The sequence below is a fragment of the Streptococcus pseudopneumoniae genome (assembly GCF_001074975.1).
Taxonomy (GTDB): domain Bacteria; phylum Bacillota; class Bacilli; order Lactobacillales; family Streptococcaceae; genus Streptococcus; species Streptococcus pseudopneumoniae_D.
Genome location: NZ_JUUO01000128.1, coordinates 1 through 18,191, shown reverse-complemented (window position 1 = coordinate 18,191; position 18,191 = coordinate 1). Strand labels below are relative to the sequence as shown.

Sequence of the window (18,191 nt, the reverse complement as noted above, 5' to 3'; positions counted from 1 at the left end):
CGTACTCAAGTACAGCCTGCGGCTAGCTTCCTAGTTTGCTCTTTGATTTTCATTGAGTATTAGAATAGCGTGAACTCAGTGAATGAAATGAGAGGAGGTTAGCCTATGAATATTAAATCTGCCAGTGACTTATTAGGAATTTCAGCGGATACGATTCGGTATTATGAACGGGTTGGTCTTGTGCCACCGATTACTCGAACTGCAACTGGAATTCGTGATTTTCAAGATCAGGATATTGAAGCGCTGGAATTTATTAAGTGTTTTCGTTCGGCAGGTGTCTCTGTAGACAGTTTAGTTAACTATATGTCGCTCTACCAAAAGGGAGATGAAACGAGAGATGAAAGACTTGGTATTTTAGAAGAGGAAAAGCAAAAATTAGAGGATCGCTTGTCTCAGTTACAGACGGCTTTAAATCACTTAAATCTCAAAATTAAACTTTATAAGGAAGGAAAATTTTAAATGAAATCAGCAGTATATACAAAGGCAGGTCAGGTTGGACTTGCTACAATTGAACGTCCGCAAATTATAGAAGCAGATGATGCTATTATCCGCATTGTTCGCACTTGCGTTTGTGGCTCAGACCTCTGGAGCTACCGCAATCCAGACATTGAAAAGGGGCATCAAAATAGCGGTCACGAGGCAATCGGGATTGTCGAAGAAGTTGGTGAGAATGTTACTACAGTAAAATCTGGTGACTTTGTCATTGCACCTTTCACCCATGGCTGTGGGGAGTGTGACGCTTGTCGTGCTGGCTATGATGGGACTTGTGACCGCCATATTGGGACCAACTGGTCAGGTGGTGTCCAGGCTGAGTATATCCGTTTCCACTATGCCAATTGGGCACTTGTTAAAATCCCTGGACAACCGTCTGACTACACAGAAGGGATGCTTAAGTCTCTCTTGACTCTAGCTGATGTCATGCCGACAGGCTATCATGCAGCGCGTGTGGCAAATGTTCAAAAAGGGGATAAGGTTGTGGTCATTGGTGATGGGGCTGTTGGTCAATGTGCTGTCATCGCGGCGAAGATGCGTGGTGCGTCGCAAATTATCCTTATGAGTCGTCATGAAGATCGTCAAAAGATGGCTCTGGAGTCGGGTGCGACAGCTGTTGTAGCTGAGCGAGGTCAAGAAGGTATTGCTAAGGTGCGTGAAATTCTCGGTGGTGGAGCAGACGCAGCACTTGAGTGTGTTGGAACAGAAGCAGCTGTTGATCAAGCACTTGGTGCTCTCCATAATGGAGGGCGCATGGGATTTGTTGGTGTACCGCACTACAATAACCGTGCTCTTGGTTCGACCTTTGCCCAAAACATATCTGTAGCAGGTGGAGCAGCTTCTGTCACAACCTACGATAAGCAATTTTTACTAAAAGCCGTCCTTGATGGAGACATCAATCCAGGTCGTGTGTTCACTCATAGTTATCGCTTAGATGAGATTGATCAAGCCTATAAAGATATGGATGAACGTAAGACTATTAAATCGATGATTGTAATCGAATAAAAGAGTCTGGGACAAAAAGATTAGATTTTTGTCCCAGATTCTTTTTTATGTTATCCTATTTTTGATTTAGAGTACTTTCTCTCAGAGTCAGTCTGGTTCCCAGCATGGTCAGGCTAGGAATTTTCCGTCCATGTAACACTTCCTTGTTAAGAATATCCATACCTGCTCGGCCCATTTCTTCGGTATAGACGGTGATGCTGGAAAGAGGAGGATAGACCTGCTTGGTCAGGCTAGTGTCATTAAAGGAAATGAGGCTGACACGGTCTGGCAGGCTGATTCCAGCTTCTTGTAGGGCTCTGAGGGCACCGATTGCAAGACTATCACTAGCGGCAAAAAATGCTGGTGGGAGTTGTTCTCCCAAGCTCTGAATGGCTTCCTTCATCAAGTCATAGCCAGACTGGGCAGTAAAGCTTCCTTGAAAGACCAGTTCATCATGATAGATTCCTTTTGTTTGACTGTAGTTTCTGAAGTTTTCAAGTCGCTTGTCATAAATGATTTCTTCTTGGTCTGTTGTTTCCTCAAGGCCTGTTAGAATCCCGATACGGTCCAGTCCTTGGCTGAGGAAATAATCGACAACCTGTTTCATGGCAGTGTAAAAATCCGTGATAATGCAGGTGTGTCCTAGGGAAAGGGTATCGCTGTCTAGAAATACAAGAGGCTTTTGGTATTCTTCAAAGGCAGAAATCTGAGCTCGGCTAAACTTTCCAATGCAAAGAATCCCAATCACTTCCTCGCTTAGGGTAAAAGGATGGTCATTAAAATAGCGCAAGATATCATAGTCCAGTTCTTGGGCTCTTTTTTCTATGCCTAGGCGAATCTGGTAGTAGTAGAGGTCGTCCAGCTCCCCTTGTTCGCTGACCCATTGGATAATGGCAATCTTTTGCTTGGGCTTATGGGACTCGCCTGTCTTGAGGTGTTTGGTGTAGCCCAACTCTTCAGCAACGGTTAAAATACGGTGTCTGGTCTCTTCTGTAACTGATAGGCTCTGGTCGCGGTTGAGGACACGGGATACGGTCGCGATAGAGACAGAGGCTAGCTGTGCAATGTCTTTTAATGTAGCCATAAATCCTCCTTGATTAGGTTAGTATATCATATTTTTCTGCTTTTTACTGATAGTTTAGTAAAAATTTAGTAAAAAGGATTGACCTTGGGAAATCCATTGGATAAAATAGAAGAAAACGATTACACATTAAGATGATACTCAATGAAAATCAAAAAGCAAACTAGGAAACTAGCCGCAGGTTGCTCAAAACACTGTTTTGAGGTTGTAGATAAGACTGACGAAGTCAGTCACATATATAATCCAAGGTGAAGCTGACGTGGTTTGAAGAGATTTTCGAAGAGTATGACTTAACGAACAGACAAAGGAGAAATCATATGACACAACATCTTACTGCTGAAGCACTTCGAAAAGACTTTCTTGCTGTTTTTGGTCAAGAAGCAGACCAAACTTTCTTTTCACCAGGTCGTATCAACTTGATTGGTGAACACACAGACTATAACGGTGGGCACGTTTTTCCAGCTGCTATTTCCTTGGGAACTTACGGGGCAGCTCGCAAGCGTGACGACCAAGTCTTGCGTTTCTATTCAGCCAACTTTGAGGACAAGGGCATTATCGAAGTGCCTCTAGCTGACCTCAAGTTTGAAAAAGAGCACAACTGGACCAACTATCCAAAAGGAGTTCTTCATTTCTTGCAAGAAGCTGGTCATGTTATTGACAAAGGTTTTGATTTTTATGTTTGTGGGAATATCCCAAATGGTGCTGGCTTGTCTTCTTCAGCATCCTTGGAACTCTTGACAGGGGTTGTGGCTGAGCATCTTTTTGATTTAAAATTAGAGCGTCTCGATTTGGTTAAAATCGGTAAACAAACTGAGAATAACTTTATCGGAGTAAACTCTGGTATCATGGACCAGTTTGCTATCGGTATGGGGGCTGACCAACGTGCTATTTACCTAGATACCAACACTTTGGAGTACGACTTGGTGCCACTTGATTTGAAGGACAATGTCGTTGTTATTATGAATACCAACAAACGTCGTGAATTGGCGGACTCTAAATACAATGAGCGCCGTGCTGAATGTGAAAAAGCAGTGGAAGAATTACAAGTTGCCTTGGAGATTCAGACCTTGGGTGAGTTGGACGAGTGGGCCTTTGACCAATATAGCTATCTGATCAAAGATGAAAATCGTTTGAAACGTGCTCGCCATGCTGTGCTTGAAAACCAACGTACCCTCAAAGCTCAAGCAGCCCTTCAAGCAGGAGATTTGGAAACATTTGGTCGTTTGATGAATGCTTCACACGTTTCTCTAGAACATGACTATGAAGTAACTGGCTTAGAATTGGATACCCTTGTCCACACAGCTTGGGCGCAAGAAGGTGTTCTCGGTGCTCGTATGACAGGGGCAGGTTTTGGCGGATGTGCCATTGCCTTGGTTCAAAAAGATACTGTTGAGGCCTTTAAGGAAGCTGTAGGCAAACACTACGAGGAAGTAGTTGGATACGCTCCAAGCTTCTATATCGCTGAAGTTGCAGGTGGCACTCGCGTCCTTGACTAGTCAAAAGGAGGCTCTATAGTGACCTTAGTAGATAAATTTGTAACACATGTCATTTCTGAAAGTTCATTTGAGGAAATGGATCGAATCTACCTGACCAACCGTGTCTTGGCACGAGTGGGAGATGGTGTTTTGGAAGTTGAGACTGATCTAGATAAATTGATTGACCTCAAGTACCAACTGGTTGAGGAAGCGGTTCGATTAGAAACGATTGAGGATAGTCAGACTGCGCGTGAAATCCTTGGTGCTGAACTGATGGATTTGGTGACTCCTTGTCCAACTCAGGTCAATCGTGATTTCTGGGAAACCTACGCCCACTCTCCAGAGCAAGCGATAGCAGATTTTTACCAACTCAGTCAGAAAAATGACTACATCAAACTCAAGGCCATTGCTAAAAATATCGCTTATCGTGTTCCATCTGACTACGGAGAGCTTGAAATTACCATCAATCTCTCCAAGCCTGAAAAGGATCCCAAAGAGATTGCGGCAGCCAAGTTGGTGCAAGCCAGCAATTATCCTCAGTGTCAGCTTTGTCTAGAGAATGAGGGCTATCATGGTCGAGTTAACTACCCAGCTCGCAGCAATCACCGTATTATCCGTTTTGAAATGGCGGGTCAGGAGTGGGGCTTCCAGTATTCGCCCTATGCTTACTTTAATGAGCACTGTATTTTCTTAGATGGCCAGCATCGTCCCATGGCTATTAGTCGTCAGAGTTTTGAACGTTTGCTGGCTATCGTAGAGCAGTTTCCAGGCTATTTTGCTGGCTCTAATGCCGACCTACCGATTGTGGGAGGCTCTATTTTAACTCATGATCACTATCAGGGAGGCCATCACGTATTTCCTATGGAATTGGCTCCCTTGCAAAAGGCCTTCCGATTTACTGGTTTTGAGCAGGTCAAGGCTGGGATTGTCAAGTGGCCTATGTCAGTGCTACGTTTGACTTCGGATTCCAAAGAGGATTTGATCAACTTGGCTGATAAGATTTTGCAGGAATGGCGCCAGTATTCAGATCCTGCAGTGCAGATTTTGGCAGAGACGGACGGAACACCGCATCACACCATCACACCTATAGCCCGTAAACGCGATGGCCAGTTTGAGTTGGACTTAGTCTTGAGAGACAATCAGACTTCTGCAGAACATCCTGATGGTATCTATCATCCCCACAAGGACGTCCAACATATCAAGAAGGAAAATATCGGCTTAATTGAGGTCATGGGCTTGGCAATCTTGCCACCACGTTTGAAAGAAGAATTGGAGCAAGTCGCTAGCTATCTCATGGGAGATGGTGATGCAGTTGTCGATTATCATCAGGGATGGGCAGACCAACTTAGAGCCCACCATCCAGACCTAACGGATAAAGAAAAAGCCCTTGAAATCGTCAAGGACTCTGTGGGTACTATCTTTGCACGTGTACTTGAGGATGCAGGAGTCTACAAGCAGACAGAACAAGGACAGGCAGCCTTTATGCGCTTTGTGGAGCAGGTAGGAATTTTGCCAGACTAGGAGCTTTCTCCTTGCACAGTCCTATAAAAAGTAGTATCATAGTGTCGTTTGAAATATCAGGAGGAAACGATGAAAGATTTTCATTTTGACGCTATATCTGCCTTTGAAAATTACGAAATTGAACAAATGAGAGATGGTCACGTTGTGGTGACGACGAAAGTAGTGGACTCGTCGCTCAACTACTATGGCTATGCCCATGGCGGCTATCTCTTTACCCTTTGCGACCAGATTAGTGGTTTGGTGCTTATCTCGCTAGGACTAGACGTAGTGACGCTTCAATCCTCTATTAATTACCTCAAGGCAGGAAAACTCGACGATGTGCTGACCATTAAAGGAGAATGTGTCCATCAAGGTCGTACAACCTGTGTGGTGGATGTCGATATCACCAATCAAGAAGGCAGAAATGTATGCAAGGCAACCTTCACCATGTTTGTCACAGGCCAACGGTCAGAAGACAGACAGGTAAGGATATAGATAAAGAAAAAAGAGGCTCGCACCTCTTTTTCTTATTTCTTTTTATGATTTAATACGGCATTGAGGACAATGGCGAGTAGGCTGGCTACGACGATTCCGTTTGAGAAGAACATTTGGAAGGCTGTCGGCATGCTGACAAAGAGATTACTGTTGTTGAGTCCAACACCTGCAGCGATTGAAACTGCTGCGATAAGGAAGTTATGTTCATTGTTGGCAAAGTCAACGCGGGCGAGGATTTGCATCCCTTGAATCGATACAAAACCAAACATCACCAGCATGGCACCACCGAGGACAGGGCTCGGAATGATTTGGGCAAGGGCGCCAAACTTAGGAAGGAGTCCAAGAAGAACTAGGAAACCAGCTGCGTAGTAGATTGGTAGGCGAGTCTTAATACCTGACAACTTAACCAAACCAACGTTTTGTGAAAATCCTGTGTAAGGGAAGGTGTTAAAGATTCCTCCGAGAAGTACGGCCAAACCTTCTGCGCGGTAACCGTTGCGCAGGCGCGTGCTATCGATTGGATCCTTTGTGATATCAGACAAGGCCAGGTAAACACCAGTGGATTCAACCATAGAAACCGTTGCGATGATACACATCATGACAATAGATGAGATTTCAAAGGTTGGCATCCCAAAGTAGAGTGGAGTTGGGACATGGACAAGTGGTGCTGCCGCAACAGGAGAGAAGTCAATCAAGCCCATGGTAGCAGCAATGGCAGTTCCAACAACTAGACCAATCAAAATGGAGATAGACTTGATGAATCCTTTGGTAAAGATGTTAATCAAGAGGATAATCACAACAGTAATAGCAGCAAGCAAGAGACTTTGACCAGTTGGCTCTGGAACGTTATTTCCCATATTTCCAATAGCGACAGGAATCAAGGTTAAACCAATCGTGGTAATAACAGATCCTGTTACGATAGATGGGAAGAGATTGGCCACTTTTGAGAAGACACCTGAAACAAGCACCACGTAAATCCCTGATGCAATAAGGGCACCAAACATAGCACCACTACCATGGCTTTGTCCAATCATAATCAAGGGAGCGACCGACTGGAAGGCAACACCGAGAACGACTGGGAGTCCAATCCCAAAGTATTTGTTGAGTTGTAGTTGGAGGAAGGTTGCCACTCCACACATGAAGATATCTGTAGAAATCAGGTAGGTCAACTGCTCAGCTGAATAGCCAAGGGCTGTCGCAATCATGATGGGAACCAGGATAGATCCTGAGTACATGGCGAGTAAGTGCTGCAAGCCAAGAACGGCTGCTTGCGAATGTTTTTCTTGAGTTTGCATTAGAAATCTGCCTCCTTAAATACGACCTGACCATTTTCAAAACGATCCAAACGAGCGAGTGATAGAACAGGGTAGCCTGCTTTTTCAAGCAAATCACGGCCATCTTGGAAGGATTTTTCAATCACAATACCGATAGCTTCGACTGTGGCACCAGCTTGTTCGATGATTTGAATCAAGCCTTTGGCAGCTTGGCCGTTAGCAAGGAAATCGTCGATAATCAAAACCTTGTCCTCTGGTGAGAGGAATTTTCCTGCGATAGAAACGGTGCTGGTCACTTGCTTGGTAAAGGAGTAAACTTCGGCAGTTAAGATTCCTTCGTTCATAGTGATGTTCTTAGCTTTTTTGGCGAAAATCATGGGAACATTTAAGGCTTCAGCTGTAAAAATAGCTGGGGCGATACCCGACGCTTCAATGGTTACGACTTTGGTAATACCAGCAGCAGCAAATTTTTCCGCAAAAACCTTACCAATTTCTCGCATCAAGCTAAAGTCAACTTGGTGGGTTAAAAAGGAATCCACCTTGAGGATGTTGTCACCCAAGATATGCCCATCCTGAAGGATGCGCTCTTCTAATAATTTCATAAGACCTCCTAAAGTCTAAAAGCCAGTTTACTTGTTGGTTAAATGTTTCCATAGTGATCCAGTTTGCTAGTACTATATATTTAACCAAAATATTCAAAAAGGACCTACTTAATCTCTAAGTAAGTCCCCAAAATAGGCATGGCAAAAACGACCATACCTCACTTCTGACTTACTTATTGTTAGGTGTTCCGGCACCTTGTAGAAACGTCGTGCCAATTCACGACATAAACAAGTAAAAAGATATTCAATTTTAAATAGGCTTGTACCAATGTTTTTATTTTACACTAAATAACTTTAGAAATCAAATATTTTGTTAGTGTTTTGATTTCAAAAACGAACAAATATAATAAAAATGGGCAAAAATTAACTTATTGGCTAATATTTAGAAGATTTTTCCATCATAAAAGGCATATTATTAAGTTTTTAAACAACTGACAATATGCCTTTTTCTAACTTTAAAGACTTTTTCCCAATCTCTATTTTTCTACTCGCTAAATCTTAAAAAATAGCCATCTGGATCCAAGACTGCAAATTCATGGGGATAAATAAAACTATCTCCCACTCGAAATTCTCTTTTTATCAGGGGACGATGGATGGGATAGTCAGCTTCCAGCAGTTTTTGGTGGAGCTGAGGAACATCTTCAATGCCAAAGGAAATATTGACACCACGCCCGAAAGGATAAGTCAGCTGAGCTAATTCTTCTGCGTCGCCTTCTTCTAACATGAGTTGGCAGTCTTCAAGTGAGAGGAAGAGAAATTTCTCCTCGGGGCGTTCGTATTCGACAGAGAAGCCTAGCAAGTCGCAGTAGAAGTGGCGTGACTTTTCGAGGTTAGATACTACAAATTCAGGAATGACAGCTTGATAGTCCATTAGCCTTCTCCTTAGAGTTCAAATTCCAAGACAATGGGTGTATGGTCTTGGCGAGCTCCTGAGTCAATCATGTCAGACTTGGTCACCTTGTCAGCGATGCGGTTACTTGTGAGCCAGTAGTCGATTCTCCAGCCTGTATTGTTGATTTTAGAAGTCTTGCTGCGCTGTGCCCACCAAGTGTAGCGTTCTGGAACATCGCCGTGAATGTGGCGGAAGGTATCGGTAAATCCAGTTGCCAAGAGGTTAGTAAATCCAGCACGTTCTTCGTCAGTAAATCCTGGTGAACGGCGGTTGCTAGCAGGATTTGCAAGGTCGATTTCATTGTGGGCTACGTTATAGTCACCAGTCGCAAGGACTGGTTTTTCTTTGTCTAGTTGAGCCAAATACTCCGCATATTTGACATCCCAGATTTGGCGTTCTTCCAAGCGTTTGAGACCGTCGCCAGCGTTTGGTGTGTAAACTTGCGTTACGAAAAATTCATCAAATTCCAGGGTGATGATGCGACCTTCCAAGTCCATGGTAGAAGGAGCACCGATTTCTGGGAAAGTGACAGTGGGTGTGAGTTCTTTCTTATAAAGGAACATAGTACCAGCATAGCCTTTACGGGCAGGTTCTTGGGAAGAGCGCCACGTGTTTTCGTAGCCTGGGAAGAGTTCAGCTAAAATTTCCAAGTGTTTCTTTGTAGGACCCTTGGCAGAAAGCTTGGTTTCTTGGATAGCGATGATATCAGCATTTTCAGCGACCAAGGTTTGTAGGACTTCTTGGGACAATTTGGCGCGAGCTGAGTCACTAGTTAGGGCTGCGTTGAGGGAATCAATATTCCATGAGATGAGTTTCATAAAGTTACCTTTTTCATTCAGATTATAGATTTTATTATACCAAAAAAAGGTCCATTTCCCCAACGTATGGCTTGAAAAATCACTCTCTTTCGTTTATAATTAAGAATGATTTTATGAAAGGGAGTGAAAATAAATGAAATTTTACTCATATGACTATGTACTTAGCCAAATCAGTCAGCAAAATGGCATCATGATTGGCTTTGGGATTGTGCTCCTAGCTATCACAGGATTTTTTGCTTTTAAAGCCTATCGAGATAAAAAGGGGACTAAGTTTCGGGAATTGGTCATGATTTTGGCCTTGACCTTGGTGGCCATGCTTTTGGTGACAATCTCAAAATACCAGACCAATCAAGCCTCTAACAACCAATTTCAAACTTCACTTCATTTCATAGAGGTTGTTTCCAAAGACTTGGGAGTGGATAAATCAGAAGTTTATGTCAATACTTCTGCAGCCACTGATGGAGCACTTATCAAGGTAGGTTCAAATTTCTATCGTGCCATGAACGGGAGCCAACCAGACAAGTATCTTTTAGAGAAATTAGAATTGCATCAAACAGACGCTATTGAATTGGTGGAGGTAAACAAATGACACTCAATTATATGGAAATTTTAATCAAACTGGCCTTGGGTCTTTTCTCGCTTGTTTTTGTTATCAATGTGACAGGAAAGGGAAATCTGGCGCCTAACTCTGCGACAGACCAAATTCAGAACTATGTTCTCGGTGGTATTATCGGTGGGGTGATTTACAATAGTTCTATTAGCATTCTCCAGTACGCAGTGATTTTGATGATGTGGACGATTTTGGTTTTGACCCTCAAGTGGCTTAGTAACAATGTTCATTTTGTCAAACGCTTGATTGATGGTAAGCCAACTCTCCTCATCAAAAATGGGCAGATTGACCCAGAAGCCTGTCGTTCAGTTGGTTTGTCTGCAGCGGAAGTAGCCCTCAAGCTTCGTAGCCAAGGGATTTTCCAGATGAAGCAGGTCAAACGCGCTGTGCAGGAGCAAAATGGCCAACTCATCGTGGTCCAAATGGGAGATGAAAATCCTAAGTATCCAGTTGTGACTGACGGTGTGATACAAGTCGATGTTTTGGAGTCGATTGGTCGTAACGAAGAGTGGTTGCTTGATAACCTCAGCAAGCAAGGGCATGACAATGTAGCCAATATCTTTATCGCTGAGTATGACAAGGGTGCGGTCACAGTCGTAACCTATGAATAAGAAAAACCTGGGGTCTTGGCCTCAGGTTTCTATTTGCAATCAGAAAGGGATGTTATGTCCATTATTCAAAAACTTTGGTGGTTTTTCAAGTTAGAAAAACGCCGTTATTTAGTCGGGATTGTGGCTCTGGTCTTGGTTTCCGTCCTCAACCTCATTCCCCCAATGGTTATGGGGAGGGTCATTGATGCCATCACATCGGGGCAATTAACCCAGCAGGACCTCCTTCTTGCCCTATTTTACTTGCTTCTTTCAGCCTTTGGGATGTACTATCTGCGCTATGTTTGGCGTATGTATATCCTTGGGACTTCCTACCGTTTGGGACAGATTATGCGCTCTCGCTTGTTTGAGCATTTCACAAAAATGTCTCCAGCCTTTTATCAAACCTATCGGACGGGGGACTTGATGGCACACGCAACCAACGATATCAATGCCTTGACTCGTCTCGCAGGGGGAGGGGTTATGTCTGCAGTTGATGCTTCTATCACGGCTTTGGTGACCTTGCTGACCATGCTCTTTAGCATTTCATGGCAGATGACCTTGGTTGCCATTCTTCCCCTGCCTTTCATGGCCTATGCGACTAGTCGTCTTGGGAGAAAGACCCACAAGGCCTTTGGCGAATCACAAGCTGCCTTTTCCGAACTTAATAACAAGGTACAGGAGTCCGTATCAGGTATCAAAGTGACCAAGTCTTTCGGTTATCAGGCGGACGAGCTCAAGTCCTTTCAGGCAGTCAATGAATTGACATTCCAAAAGAACCTGCAAACCATGAAATACGATAGTCTCTTTGATCCTATGGTTCTTTTATTTGTTGGTTCCTCCTATGTTTTAACGCTCTTGGTCGGCTCCTTGATGGTTCAGGAGGGGCAGATTACAGTTGGGAATCTGGTCACCTTTATCAGCTATTTGGATATGCTGGTCTGGCCTCTCATGGCCATTGGTTTCCTCTTTAATATCACTCAGCGAGGCAAGGTTTCCTACCATCGGATTGAGGAACTTTTGTATCAGGAGTCACCTGTACAAGACCCTGAGTTTCCTTTAGATGGCATTGAAAACGGGCGCTTGCAGTACGACATTGATAGCTTTGCCTTTGAAAATGAGGAAACACTGACAAATGTTCACTTTAGTTTGGAAAAAGGGCAAACTCTGGGCTTGGTTGGTCAGACAGGCTCTGGAAAAACGTCCTTGATCAAGCTTCTCTTGCGTGAATACGATGTGGATAAGGGTGCTATTTACCTAAATGGTCACGATATTCGTGACTATCGTTTGACAGATCTCCGTAGTCTTATGGGCTATGTTCCTCAGGACCAGTTTCTCTTTGCGACTTCTATCTTAGACAATATCCGCTTTGGCAATCCTAACTTGCCCCTTTCAGCGGTCGAGGAAGCGACCAAGCTAGCCCAAGTTTACCAAGACATTGTAGCCATGCCTCAGGGATTTGATACGCTGATTGGTGAAAAGGGAGTCAGTCTTTCTGGTGGTCAAAAGCAACGTCTGGCTATGAGTCGGGCGATGATTTTAGACCCTGATATTTTGATTTTAGATGATTCCTTGTCAGCCGTGGATGCCAAGACAGAGTATGCCATCATCGATAACCTCAAGGAAACGCGTCAGGACAAGACAACCATTATCACAGCTCATCGCCTTAGTGCAGTTGTCCATGCAGATTTGATTTTGGTTCTGCAAAATGGACAAATTATCGAACGGGGTACACACGATGACTTGCTAGCCTTGGATGGCTGGTATGCCCAAACCTACCAGTCTCAGCAGCTGGAAATGAAGGGAGAAGAAGATGCAGAATAAACAAGAACAATGGGCTGTATTGAAGCGCTTGATGTCCTATCTCAAGCCCTATGGACTCCTGACCTTTTTGGCACTCAGTTTTCTCCTAGCGACTACTGTCATTAAAAGCATCATTCCCCTTGTAGCTTCCCACTTTATTGATCAGTATCTGAGTAATCTTAATCAAATTGCTGTGACCGTTTTGCTGGTCTATTATGGCCTTTATATCCTACAAACTCTGGTCCAGTATGTCGGTAATCTTCTCTTTGCGCGCGTGTCTTACAGTATTGTTAGGGATATTCGTCGAGATGCCTTTGCCAATATGGAAAAACTGGGTATGTCTTATTTTGACAAGACGCCAGCAGGCTCTATCGTCTCTCGTTTGACAAATGACACCGAGACTATCAGTGATATGTTTTCGGGGATTTTATCTAGCTTTATCTCAGCAGTTTTTATCTTTCTAACAACCCTTTATACCATGTTGGTGTTGGATTTTCGTTTGACAGCATTAGTCTTGCTCTTTCTCCCCTTGATTTTCCTTTTGGTCAATCTCTATCGGAAAAAATCAGTGAAAATCATTGAGAAAACCAGAAGTCTCTTATCAGATATCAATAGTAAGCTGGCAGAGAACATAGAAGGAATCAGGATTATCCAGGCCTTTAATCAAGAGAAGCGTCTACAGGTAGAATTTGATGAGATAAACCGAGAACACTTGGTATATGCCAACCGTTCTGTAGCCTTGGATGCCCTTTTTTTGCGCCCTGCTATGAGTTTGCTTAAACTCCTAGGATATGCAGTTTTAATGGCCTATTTTGGCTATCGAGGACTTTATCTGGGAATAACGGCAGGAACTATGTATGCCTTTATCCAGTATATCAATCGTCTCTTTGACCCCTTGATTGAGGTGACGCAAAACTTTTCAACTCTTCAAACGTCTATGGTTTCTGCCGGTCGTGTCTTTGCCCTGATAGACGAGAGGACCTATGAACCTCTTCAAGAAAATGGGCAGGCTAAAGTCAAAGAAGGTAATATCCGTTTTGAACATGTGTGTTTCTCTTATGATGGCAAACATTCGATTCTGGATGATATTTCCTTCTCCGTTAACAAGGGTGAGACCATTGCCTTTGTGGGGCATACAGGTTCAGGGAAATCATCTATTATCAATGTCCTCATGCGCTTTTATGAATTCCAGTCAGGGCGAGTTCTCTTGGACGATGTAGATATCCGGGACTACAGTCAGGAAGAGCTGAGAAAAAACATCGGTCTGGTCTTGCAGGAACCCTTCCTCTATCATGGAACCATCAAGTCCAATATCGCCATGTACCAAGATATCAGTGATGAGCAGGTAAAGGACGCAGCTACTTTTGTCGATGCATATTCCTTTATTCAGGAACTTCCTTTGGGCTATGATTCCCCTGTTTCCGAGCGTGGCTCCAGTTTTTCAACTGGACAGCGACAGCTTCTTGCCTTTGCTAGAACAGTCGCCAGTCAGCCTAAAATCCTGATTTTGGATGAAGCGACAGCCAATATTGACTCTGAAACAGAAAGTCTGGTTCAAGCTTCTCTGGCTAAGATGAGACAGGGGCGAACAACCATTGCCATTGCTCACCGTCTTTCTACTATCCAAGACGCCAACTGTATCTACGTATTGGACAAGGGGCGCATTATCGAGAGTGGAACCCACAAGGAACTTTTGGCCTTGGGAGGAACCTATCACAAGATGTATAGTTTGCAGGCGGGTGCCATGGCCTAATACTCTTTGATTTTCATTGATCACAAGAAGGAAATCCTTCAAATTACAGATTTCTTTCCCCGCCTTTTCCATTTTGTGGTATAATGAAAAATGTTGACAAATAGTATAATAAAAACAAAGGAGAAACAGCATGCTGAAATGGGAAGACTTGCCCGTGGAAATGAAATCAAGCGAGGTTGAGTCTTACTACCAGCTTGTCTCTAAAAGGAAGGGTTCGCTGATTTTCAAGCGTTGTTTGGACTGGGTTTTAGCCTTGGTTGTACTGGTTCTGACCTCTCCCATCTTTCTCATTTTGAGCATTTGGATCAAGTTGGATAGCAAGGGGCCAGTGATTTACAAGCAAGAGCGCGTGACCCAGTACAATCGACCTTTCAAGATTTGGAAGTTCCGTACCATGGTGACGGATGCAGACAAAAAAGGAAGTTTGGTGACTTCTGCTAACGATAGCCGCATTACCAAGGTTGGCAATTTCATCCGCCGTGTGCGTTTGGACGAACTGCCTCAGCTGGTCAATGTCCTTAAAGGCGAAATGTCCTTTGTCGGTACACGACCTGAAGTGCCACGCTACACAGAGCAGTATAGCCCTGAAATGATGGCGACCTTACTCTTACCAGCAGGGATTACCTCTCCAGCCAGCATCAACTACAAGGATGAGGACACTATCATCAGTCAAATGACGGAGAAAGGTCTGTCGGTTGACCAAGCCTATGTCGAACACGTCCTTCCTGAAAAGATGCGCTATAACCTCGCTTATCTCCGAGAGTTTAGTTTCCTTGGAGACATCAAAATTATGTTTCAAACCGTGTTTGAAGTGCTAAAATAAAGTAATCATGAGAGAATGAGTACAGATAAAAGGAGCAAATCAATGCCAAATTACAATATTCCATTTTCACCACCCGATATTACAGAAGCAGAAATTGCTGAAGTAGCGGCTACCCTTCGTTCTGGTTGGATTACAACAGGTCCTAAGACCAAAGAACTGGAGCGTCGCTTGTCGCGGTACACACAGACTCCTAAGACTGTCTGCCTAAACTCTGCGACTGCAGCTCTTGAGTTGATTTTGCGGGTTTTGGAAGTAGGACCTGGTGATGAAGTCATCGTTCCAGCCATGACCTATACAGCTTCATGTAGTGTCATCACTCACGTAGGAGCAACCCCTGTCATGGTGGATATCCAAGCAGATACGTTTGAGATGGACTACGACCTTTTGGAGCAATCTATCACTGAAAAGACTAAGGTGATCATCCCAGTAGAACTTGCAGGGATTGTTTGCGACTACGACCGTTTGTTCCAAGTTGTGGAGAAGAAACGGGACCTCTTTACTGCTTCAAGCAAGTGGCAAAAAGCCTTTAACCGTATTGTGATTGTTTCTGATAGTGCCCATGCTTTGGGATCTACTTATAAAGGACAACCTGCTGGTTCTATCGCCGACTTTACTTCCTTCTCATTTCATGCTGTTAAGAACTTTACAACGGCAGAAGGTGGAAGTGCCACTTGGAAAGCTAATCCAGCGATTGATGACGAAGAAATGTACAAGGAATTCCAAATTCTTTCTCTTCACGGGCAAACTAAGGATGCCCTTGCTAAGATGCAACTGGGTTCATGGGAATACGATATCGTGACACCAGCCTACAAGTGCAATATGACAGATATCATGGCTTCGCTTGGTTTGGTACAATTGGCCCGCTATACAAGTTTGTTGCAACGTCGTAAGGACATTGTGGACCGCTATGATCGTGGTTTTGCAGGTTCTCGCATCCGTCCATTGGCACACAAGACTGATACTGTTGAATCTTCACGCCACCTCTATATTACTCATGTAGAAGGAGCAAGCCTAGAAGAACGCAACCTCATCATCCAAGAATTAGCTAAAGCAGGAATTGCAAGTAACGTACATTACAAGCCACTTCCGCTCTTGACAGCTTATAAGAATCTTGGCTTTGATATGGCGAATTATCCTAAGGCCTATGCCTTCTTTGAAAATGAAATTACGCTCCCTCTTCACACTAAACTAAGCGATGAAGAAGTGGACTATATCATTGAGACTTTCAAAACAGTTTCTGAAAAAGTGCTAACTTTATCAAAAAAATCGTAAAAAAGTCTTGACAAAGAAAAAACAAAGTATTAAAATAAGTTCAACAAATCAGAAAAGTAACTATTTTTGGTCTTCAGGGAGCCTGTGGTGATTGTGAACAGGTGGTTGGAACTAGTGAAATTGGGCTGATTTTAAAAATGAATTTGAAACAATGAAAATTCGGTAGGCACACCTTACAGTGCAACTTGTTGTTAGACAAGGCAGAGATGTAAAGGGGATAGTCTCTTTACAATTGAGGTGGTACCGCGTTATAAACGCCCTCACACAGAAGTAGATTCTGTGTGTGGGCGTTTTTCATATCTTGGAAACAGTAGAAAAGAGGAAAAATTTATGACAACAAAAGGATATTTCGGACAATTTGGTGGTAGTTTTGTACCAGAACCAATTCAGGCTTTGTTGGATGAGTTGGAAGTGACATTTGACAAGTACAAGGATGATCCAGAGTTTTTGGCAGAATTTCGTCATTACTTGAAGGACTATTCAGGTCGCGAAACACCGCTCTATTTTGCGGAAAGTTTGACAGACCACTTAGGTGGTGCTAAGATTTATCTTAAGCGCGAAGATCTTAACCACCTTGGTTCTCACAAACTCAACAACGTTTTAGGGCAAATTCTTCTTGCCAAACGTATGGGTAAAAAACGAGTGATCGCAGAAACAGGAGCTGGTCAGCACGGTGTTGCGACTGCAGCGGCTGCAGCCAAGTTTGGTATGGCTTGTGATGTCTACATGGGGGCAGAAGATGTGGAACGTCAACGTCTCAATGTTTTCCGTATGGAAATGATGGGAGCAACTGTTCACGCAGTTGAAACAGGAACTCGTACCCTCAAAGATGCTGTTGATGCAGCCTTTGGAGCATGGATGAATGATCTTGAAGCCTTCTACGTTTTGGGATCTGCTGTAGGTCCTCACCCTTATCCTACCATTGTTCATGAGTTCCAAAAAGTCATCAGTGAAGAATCTCGCCGTCAAATCTTGGAAAAAGAAGGACGCTTGCCAGACTATGTCATTGCCTGTGTAGGTGGTGGTTCCAATGCCATCGGTGCTTTCTCGCAGTATGTGGCTGATGAAGAAGTCAAATTGGTTGGGGTTGAAGCTGCTGGTCACGGACTTGACACAGACAAGCACGCAGCTACTATGACAAAAGGTAGTATCGGAATTGTCGACGGTATGAAGACTTATGCAGTCTTTAAGGAAGACGGAGAGCTGGCTCCTGTGTACTCTATCTCAGCTGGTTTGGACTATCCAGGTGTTGGACCAGAACACGCCTACTTCAAAGACTCAGGTCGTGTGGAATACGTGGCTGCGACGGATGAAGAAGCTGTTCAAGCCCTCCTCCTTCTCAGCAAGACTGAAGGAATTATCCCAGCGATTGAAAGTTCGCACGCTATCGCAGAAGCAGTCAAACGTGCACCTAAACTAAGCAAAGATGAGATTATCATCATCAATGTCTCTGGTCGTGGAGACAAGGATGTAGCTGCGATTGCAGACTACCTAGAAGCTAAAAAATAAAAGATGGAAAAATTACAGTCCTTTCTCTCACAGAGAGCTTGCGGTTGCTGGAAGCAAGCAGAGAAAGTTGTAAGGTTGGGTCCATCTGAAACAAGAGAAGAAAACATAATTCTCAAGGGAGTGCCCTTTATTGCACAGCCTGTTACAGGAGATATCTGATACTCTTCGAAAATCAAATTCAAACCACGTCAGCGTCGCCTTACCGTACTCAAGTACAGCCT

Annotated in this window: 17 protein-coding genes, 1 riboswitch and 1 other annotated feature; of the genes, 12 read left to right on the top strand and 5 right to left on the bottom strand. The window is 43.8% G+C overall.

Going from position 1 to position 18,191, the window contains the following annotated elements; all coding sequences use genetic code 11:
* Positions 1-105 precede the first annotated feature (105 nt).
* Together nmlR and ADI86_RS09320 are read left to right on the top strand one after the other, a co-directional pair.
* Complete coding sequence (gene nmlR / locus ADI86_RS09325; RefSeq protein ID WP_049532733.1) at positions 106-459, top strand: stress response transcriptional regulator NmlR; 354 nt, start codon at positions 106-108, stop codon at positions 457-459.
* The gene (locus tag ADI86_RS09320) at positions 460-1,497 is read left to right on the top strand and encodes a zinc-binding dehydrogenase (protein ID WP_049532731.1); all 1,038 of its coding nucleotides are present in this window, start codon (positions 460-462) and stop codon (positions 1,495-1,497) included.
* Positions 1,498-1,552: 55 nt separating this feature from the next.
* Here the strand turns inward: ADI86_RS09320 and galR are convergent, their stop codons facing one another.
* Positions 1,553-2,560 carry a DNA-binding transcriptional regulator GalR gene (galR, locus tag ADI86_RS09315; protein ID WP_049532730.1) on the bottom strand — a complete coding sequence of 336 codons (1,008 nt, stop codon included), beginning with the start codon at positions 2,558-2,560 and terminating at the stop codon, positions 1,553-1,555.
* A gap of 314 nt (positions 2,561-2,874) precedes the next feature.
* On the opposite strand from galR, the gene ADI86_RS09305 reads away from it, so the two are divergent.
* From ADI86_RS09305 to ADI86_RS09295, 3 genes are all read left to right on the top strand, one after another.
* On the top strand, positions 2,875-4,053 hold the full coding sequence (locus ADI86_RS09305) for a galactokinase (RefSeq protein WP_049532728.1): 1,179 nt from the start codon (positions 2,875-2,877) through the stop codon (positions 4,051-4,053).
* A gap of 18 nt (positions 4,054-4,071) precedes the next feature.
* Complete coding sequence (locus ADI86_RS09300; protein WP_049532727.1) at positions 4,072-5,553, top strand: UDP-glucose--hexose-1-phosphate uridylyltransferase; 1,482 nt, start codon at positions 4,072-4,074, stop codon at positions 5,551-5,553.
* Positions 5,554-5,622: 69 nt separating this feature from the next.
* Positions 5,623-6,027, top strand: coding sequence for a PaaI family thioesterase (locus tag ADI86_RS09295; RefSeq protein ID WP_049511517.1), 405 nt, complete (start codon positions 5,623-5,625; stop codon positions 6,025-6,027).
* 32 nt (positions 6,028-6,059) lie between these two features.
* On the opposite strand, the gene ADI86_RS09290 is transcribed toward ADI86_RS09295, so the two are convergent.
* The 4 genes from ADI86_RS09290 to ADI86_RS09275 all read right to left on the bottom strand — a co-directional run bounded on the left by ADI86_RS09290 (position 6,060) and on the right by ADI86_RS09275 (position 9,613).
* The gene (locus tag ADI86_RS09290) at positions 6,060-7,322 is read right to left on the bottom strand and encodes a nucleobase:cation symporter-2 family protein (protein ID WP_049532725.1); all 1,263 of its coding nucleotides are present in this window, start codon (positions 7,320-7,322) and stop codon (positions 6,060-6,062) included.
* Entirely contained in the window at positions 7,322-7,903 is a 582-nt protein-coding gene (locus tag ADI86_RS09285; protein ID WP_049532724.1) for a xanthine phosphoribosyltransferase, read from the bottom strand. Before ADI86_RS09285 ends, ADI86_RS09290 begins: the two co-directional genes overlap by 1 nt.
* A gap of 156 nt (positions 7,904-8,059) precedes the next feature.
* Positions 8,060-8,155, bottom strand: a riboswitch (purine riboswitch).
* A 232-nt stretch (positions 8,156-8,387) separates the two neighbouring features.
* Positions 8,388-8,774: a bleomycin resistance protein gene (locus ADI86_RS09280; protein WP_049532722.1), complete on the bottom strand. Its 387-nt coding sequence runs from the start codon at positions 8,772-8,774 to the stop codon at positions 8,388-8,390.
* A gap of 11 nt (positions 8,775-8,785) precedes the next feature.
* On the bottom strand, positions 8,786-9,613 hold the full coding sequence (locus ADI86_RS09275) for an exodeoxyribonuclease III (protein ID WP_049532735.1): 828 nt from the start codon (positions 9,611-9,613) through the stop codon (positions 8,786-8,788).
* Between the two features lie 133 nt (positions 9,614-9,746).
* Between ADI86_RS09275 and ADI86_RS09270 the strand changes: the two genes are divergently transcribed.
* From ADI86_RS09270 to trpB, 7 genes are all read left to right on the top strand, one after another.
* Positions 9,747-10,202, top strand: coding sequence for a DUF3290 family protein (locus ADI86_RS09270; RefSeq protein WP_000675329.1), 456 nt, complete (start codon positions 9,747-9,749; stop codon positions 10,200-10,202).
* Positions 10,199-10,834: a DUF421 domain-containing protein gene (locus tag ADI86_RS09265; protein WP_000174458.1), complete on the top strand. Its 636-nt coding sequence runs from the start codon at positions 10,199-10,201 to the stop codon at positions 10,832-10,834. Before ADI86_RS09270 ends, ADI86_RS09265 begins: the two co-directional genes overlap by 4 nt.
* Positions 10,835-10,888: 54 nt before the next feature.
* Positions 10,889-12,634, top strand: a complete 1,746-nt coding sequence (locus tag ADI86_RS09260) for an ABC transporter ATP-binding protein (protein WP_049532721.1) — start codon at positions 10,889-10,891, stop codon at positions 12,632-12,634.
* Positions 12,624-14,366, top strand: coding sequence for an ABC transporter ATP-binding protein (locus tag ADI86_RS09255; RefSeq protein WP_049532719.1), 1,743 nt, complete (start codon positions 12,624-12,626; stop codon positions 14,364-14,366). Before ADI86_RS09260 ends, ADI86_RS09255 begins: the two co-directional genes overlap by 11 nt.
* Positions 14,367-14,496: 130 nt before the next feature.
* On the top strand, positions 14,497-15,189 hold the full coding sequence (locus ADI86_RS09250) for a sugar transferase (RefSeq protein ID WP_000922210.1): 693 nt from the start codon (positions 14,497-14,499) through the stop codon (positions 15,187-15,189).
* Positions 15,190-15,231: 42 nt separating this feature from the next.
* Positions 15,232-16,461 carry a DegT/DnrJ/EryC1/StrS family aminotransferase gene (locus ADI86_RS09245; RefSeq protein WP_049532717.1) on the top strand — a complete coding sequence of 410 codons (1,230 nt, stop codon included), beginning with the start codon at positions 15,232-15,234 and terminating at the stop codon, positions 16,459-16,461.
* A gap of 40 nt (positions 16,462-16,501) precedes the next feature.
* Positions 16,502-16,726, top strand: a binding site (T-box leader).
* Between the two features lie 65 nt (positions 16,727-16,791).
* On the top strand, positions 16,792-17,970 hold the full coding sequence (trpB, locus tag ADI86_RS09240; protein ID WP_000208440.1) for a tryptophan synthase subunit beta: 1,179 nt from the start codon (positions 16,792-16,794) through the stop codon (positions 17,968-17,970).
* Positions 17,971-18,191: the final 221 nt, after the last annotated feature.

Excerpts from the sequence above, each read along its gene's own strand:
- nmlR (WP_049532733.1), top strand. The coding sequence starts at position 106 with ATGAATATTAAATCTGCCAGTGACTTATTAGGAATTTCAGCGGATACG.
- ADI86_RS09320 (WP_049532731.1), top strand. The coding sequence starts at position 460 with ATGAAATCAGCAGTATATACAAAGGCAGGTCAGGTTGGACTTGCTACA.
- galR (WP_049532730.1), bottom strand. The coding sequence starts at position 2,560 with ATGGCTACATTAAAAGACATTGCACAGCTAGCCTCTGTCTCTATCGCG.
- ADI86_RS09305 (WP_049532728.1), top strand. The coding sequence starts at position 2,875 with ATGACACAACATCTTACTGCTGAAGCACTTCGAAAAGACTTTCTTGCT.
- ADI86_RS09295 (WP_049511517.1), top strand. The coding sequence starts at position 5,623 with ATGAAAGATTTTCATTTTGACGCTATATCTGCCTTTGAAAATTACGAA.
- ADI86_RS09290 (WP_049532725.1), bottom strand. The coding sequence starts at position 7,322 with ATGCAAACTCAAGAAAAACATTCGCAAGCAGCCGTTCTTGGCTTGCAG.
- ADI86_RS09285 (WP_049532724.1), bottom strand. The coding sequence starts at position 7,903 with ATGAAATTATTAGAAGAGCGCATCCTTCAGGATGGGCATATCTTGGGT.
- ADI86_RS09280 (WP_049532722.1), bottom strand. The coding sequence starts at position 8,774 with ATGGACTATCAAGCTGTCATTCCTGAATTTGTAGTATCTAACCTCGAA.
- ADI86_RS09275 (WP_049532735.1), bottom strand. The coding sequence starts at position 9,613 with ATGAAACTCATCTCATGGAATATTGATTCCCTCAACGCAGCCCTAACT.
- ADI86_RS09270 (WP_000675329.1), top strand. The coding sequence starts at position 9,747 with ATGAAATTTTACTCATATGACTATGTACTTAGCCAAATCAGTCAGCAA.
- ADI86_RS09265 (WP_000174458.1), top strand. The coding sequence starts at position 10,199 with ATGACACTCAATTATATGGAAATTTTAATCAAACTGGCCTTGGGTCTT.
- ADI86_RS09260 (WP_049532721.1), top strand. The coding sequence starts at position 10,889 with ATGTCCATTATTCAAAAACTTTGGTGGTTTTTCAAGTTAGAAAAACGC.
- ADI86_RS09255 (WP_049532719.1), top strand. The coding sequence starts at position 12,624 with ATGCAGAATAAACAAGAACAATGGGCTGTATTGAAGCGCTTGATGTCC.
- ADI86_RS09250 (WP_000922210.1), top strand. The coding sequence starts at position 14,497 with ATGCTGAAATGGGAAGACTTGCCCGTGGAAATGAAATCAAGCGAGGTT.
- ADI86_RS09245 (WP_049532717.1), top strand. The coding sequence starts at position 15,232 with ATGCCAAATTACAATATTCCATTTTCACCACCCGATATTACAGAAGCA.
- trpB (WP_000208440.1), top strand. The coding sequence starts at position 16,792 with ATGACAACAAAAGGATATTTCGGACAATTTGGTGGTAGTTTTGTACCA.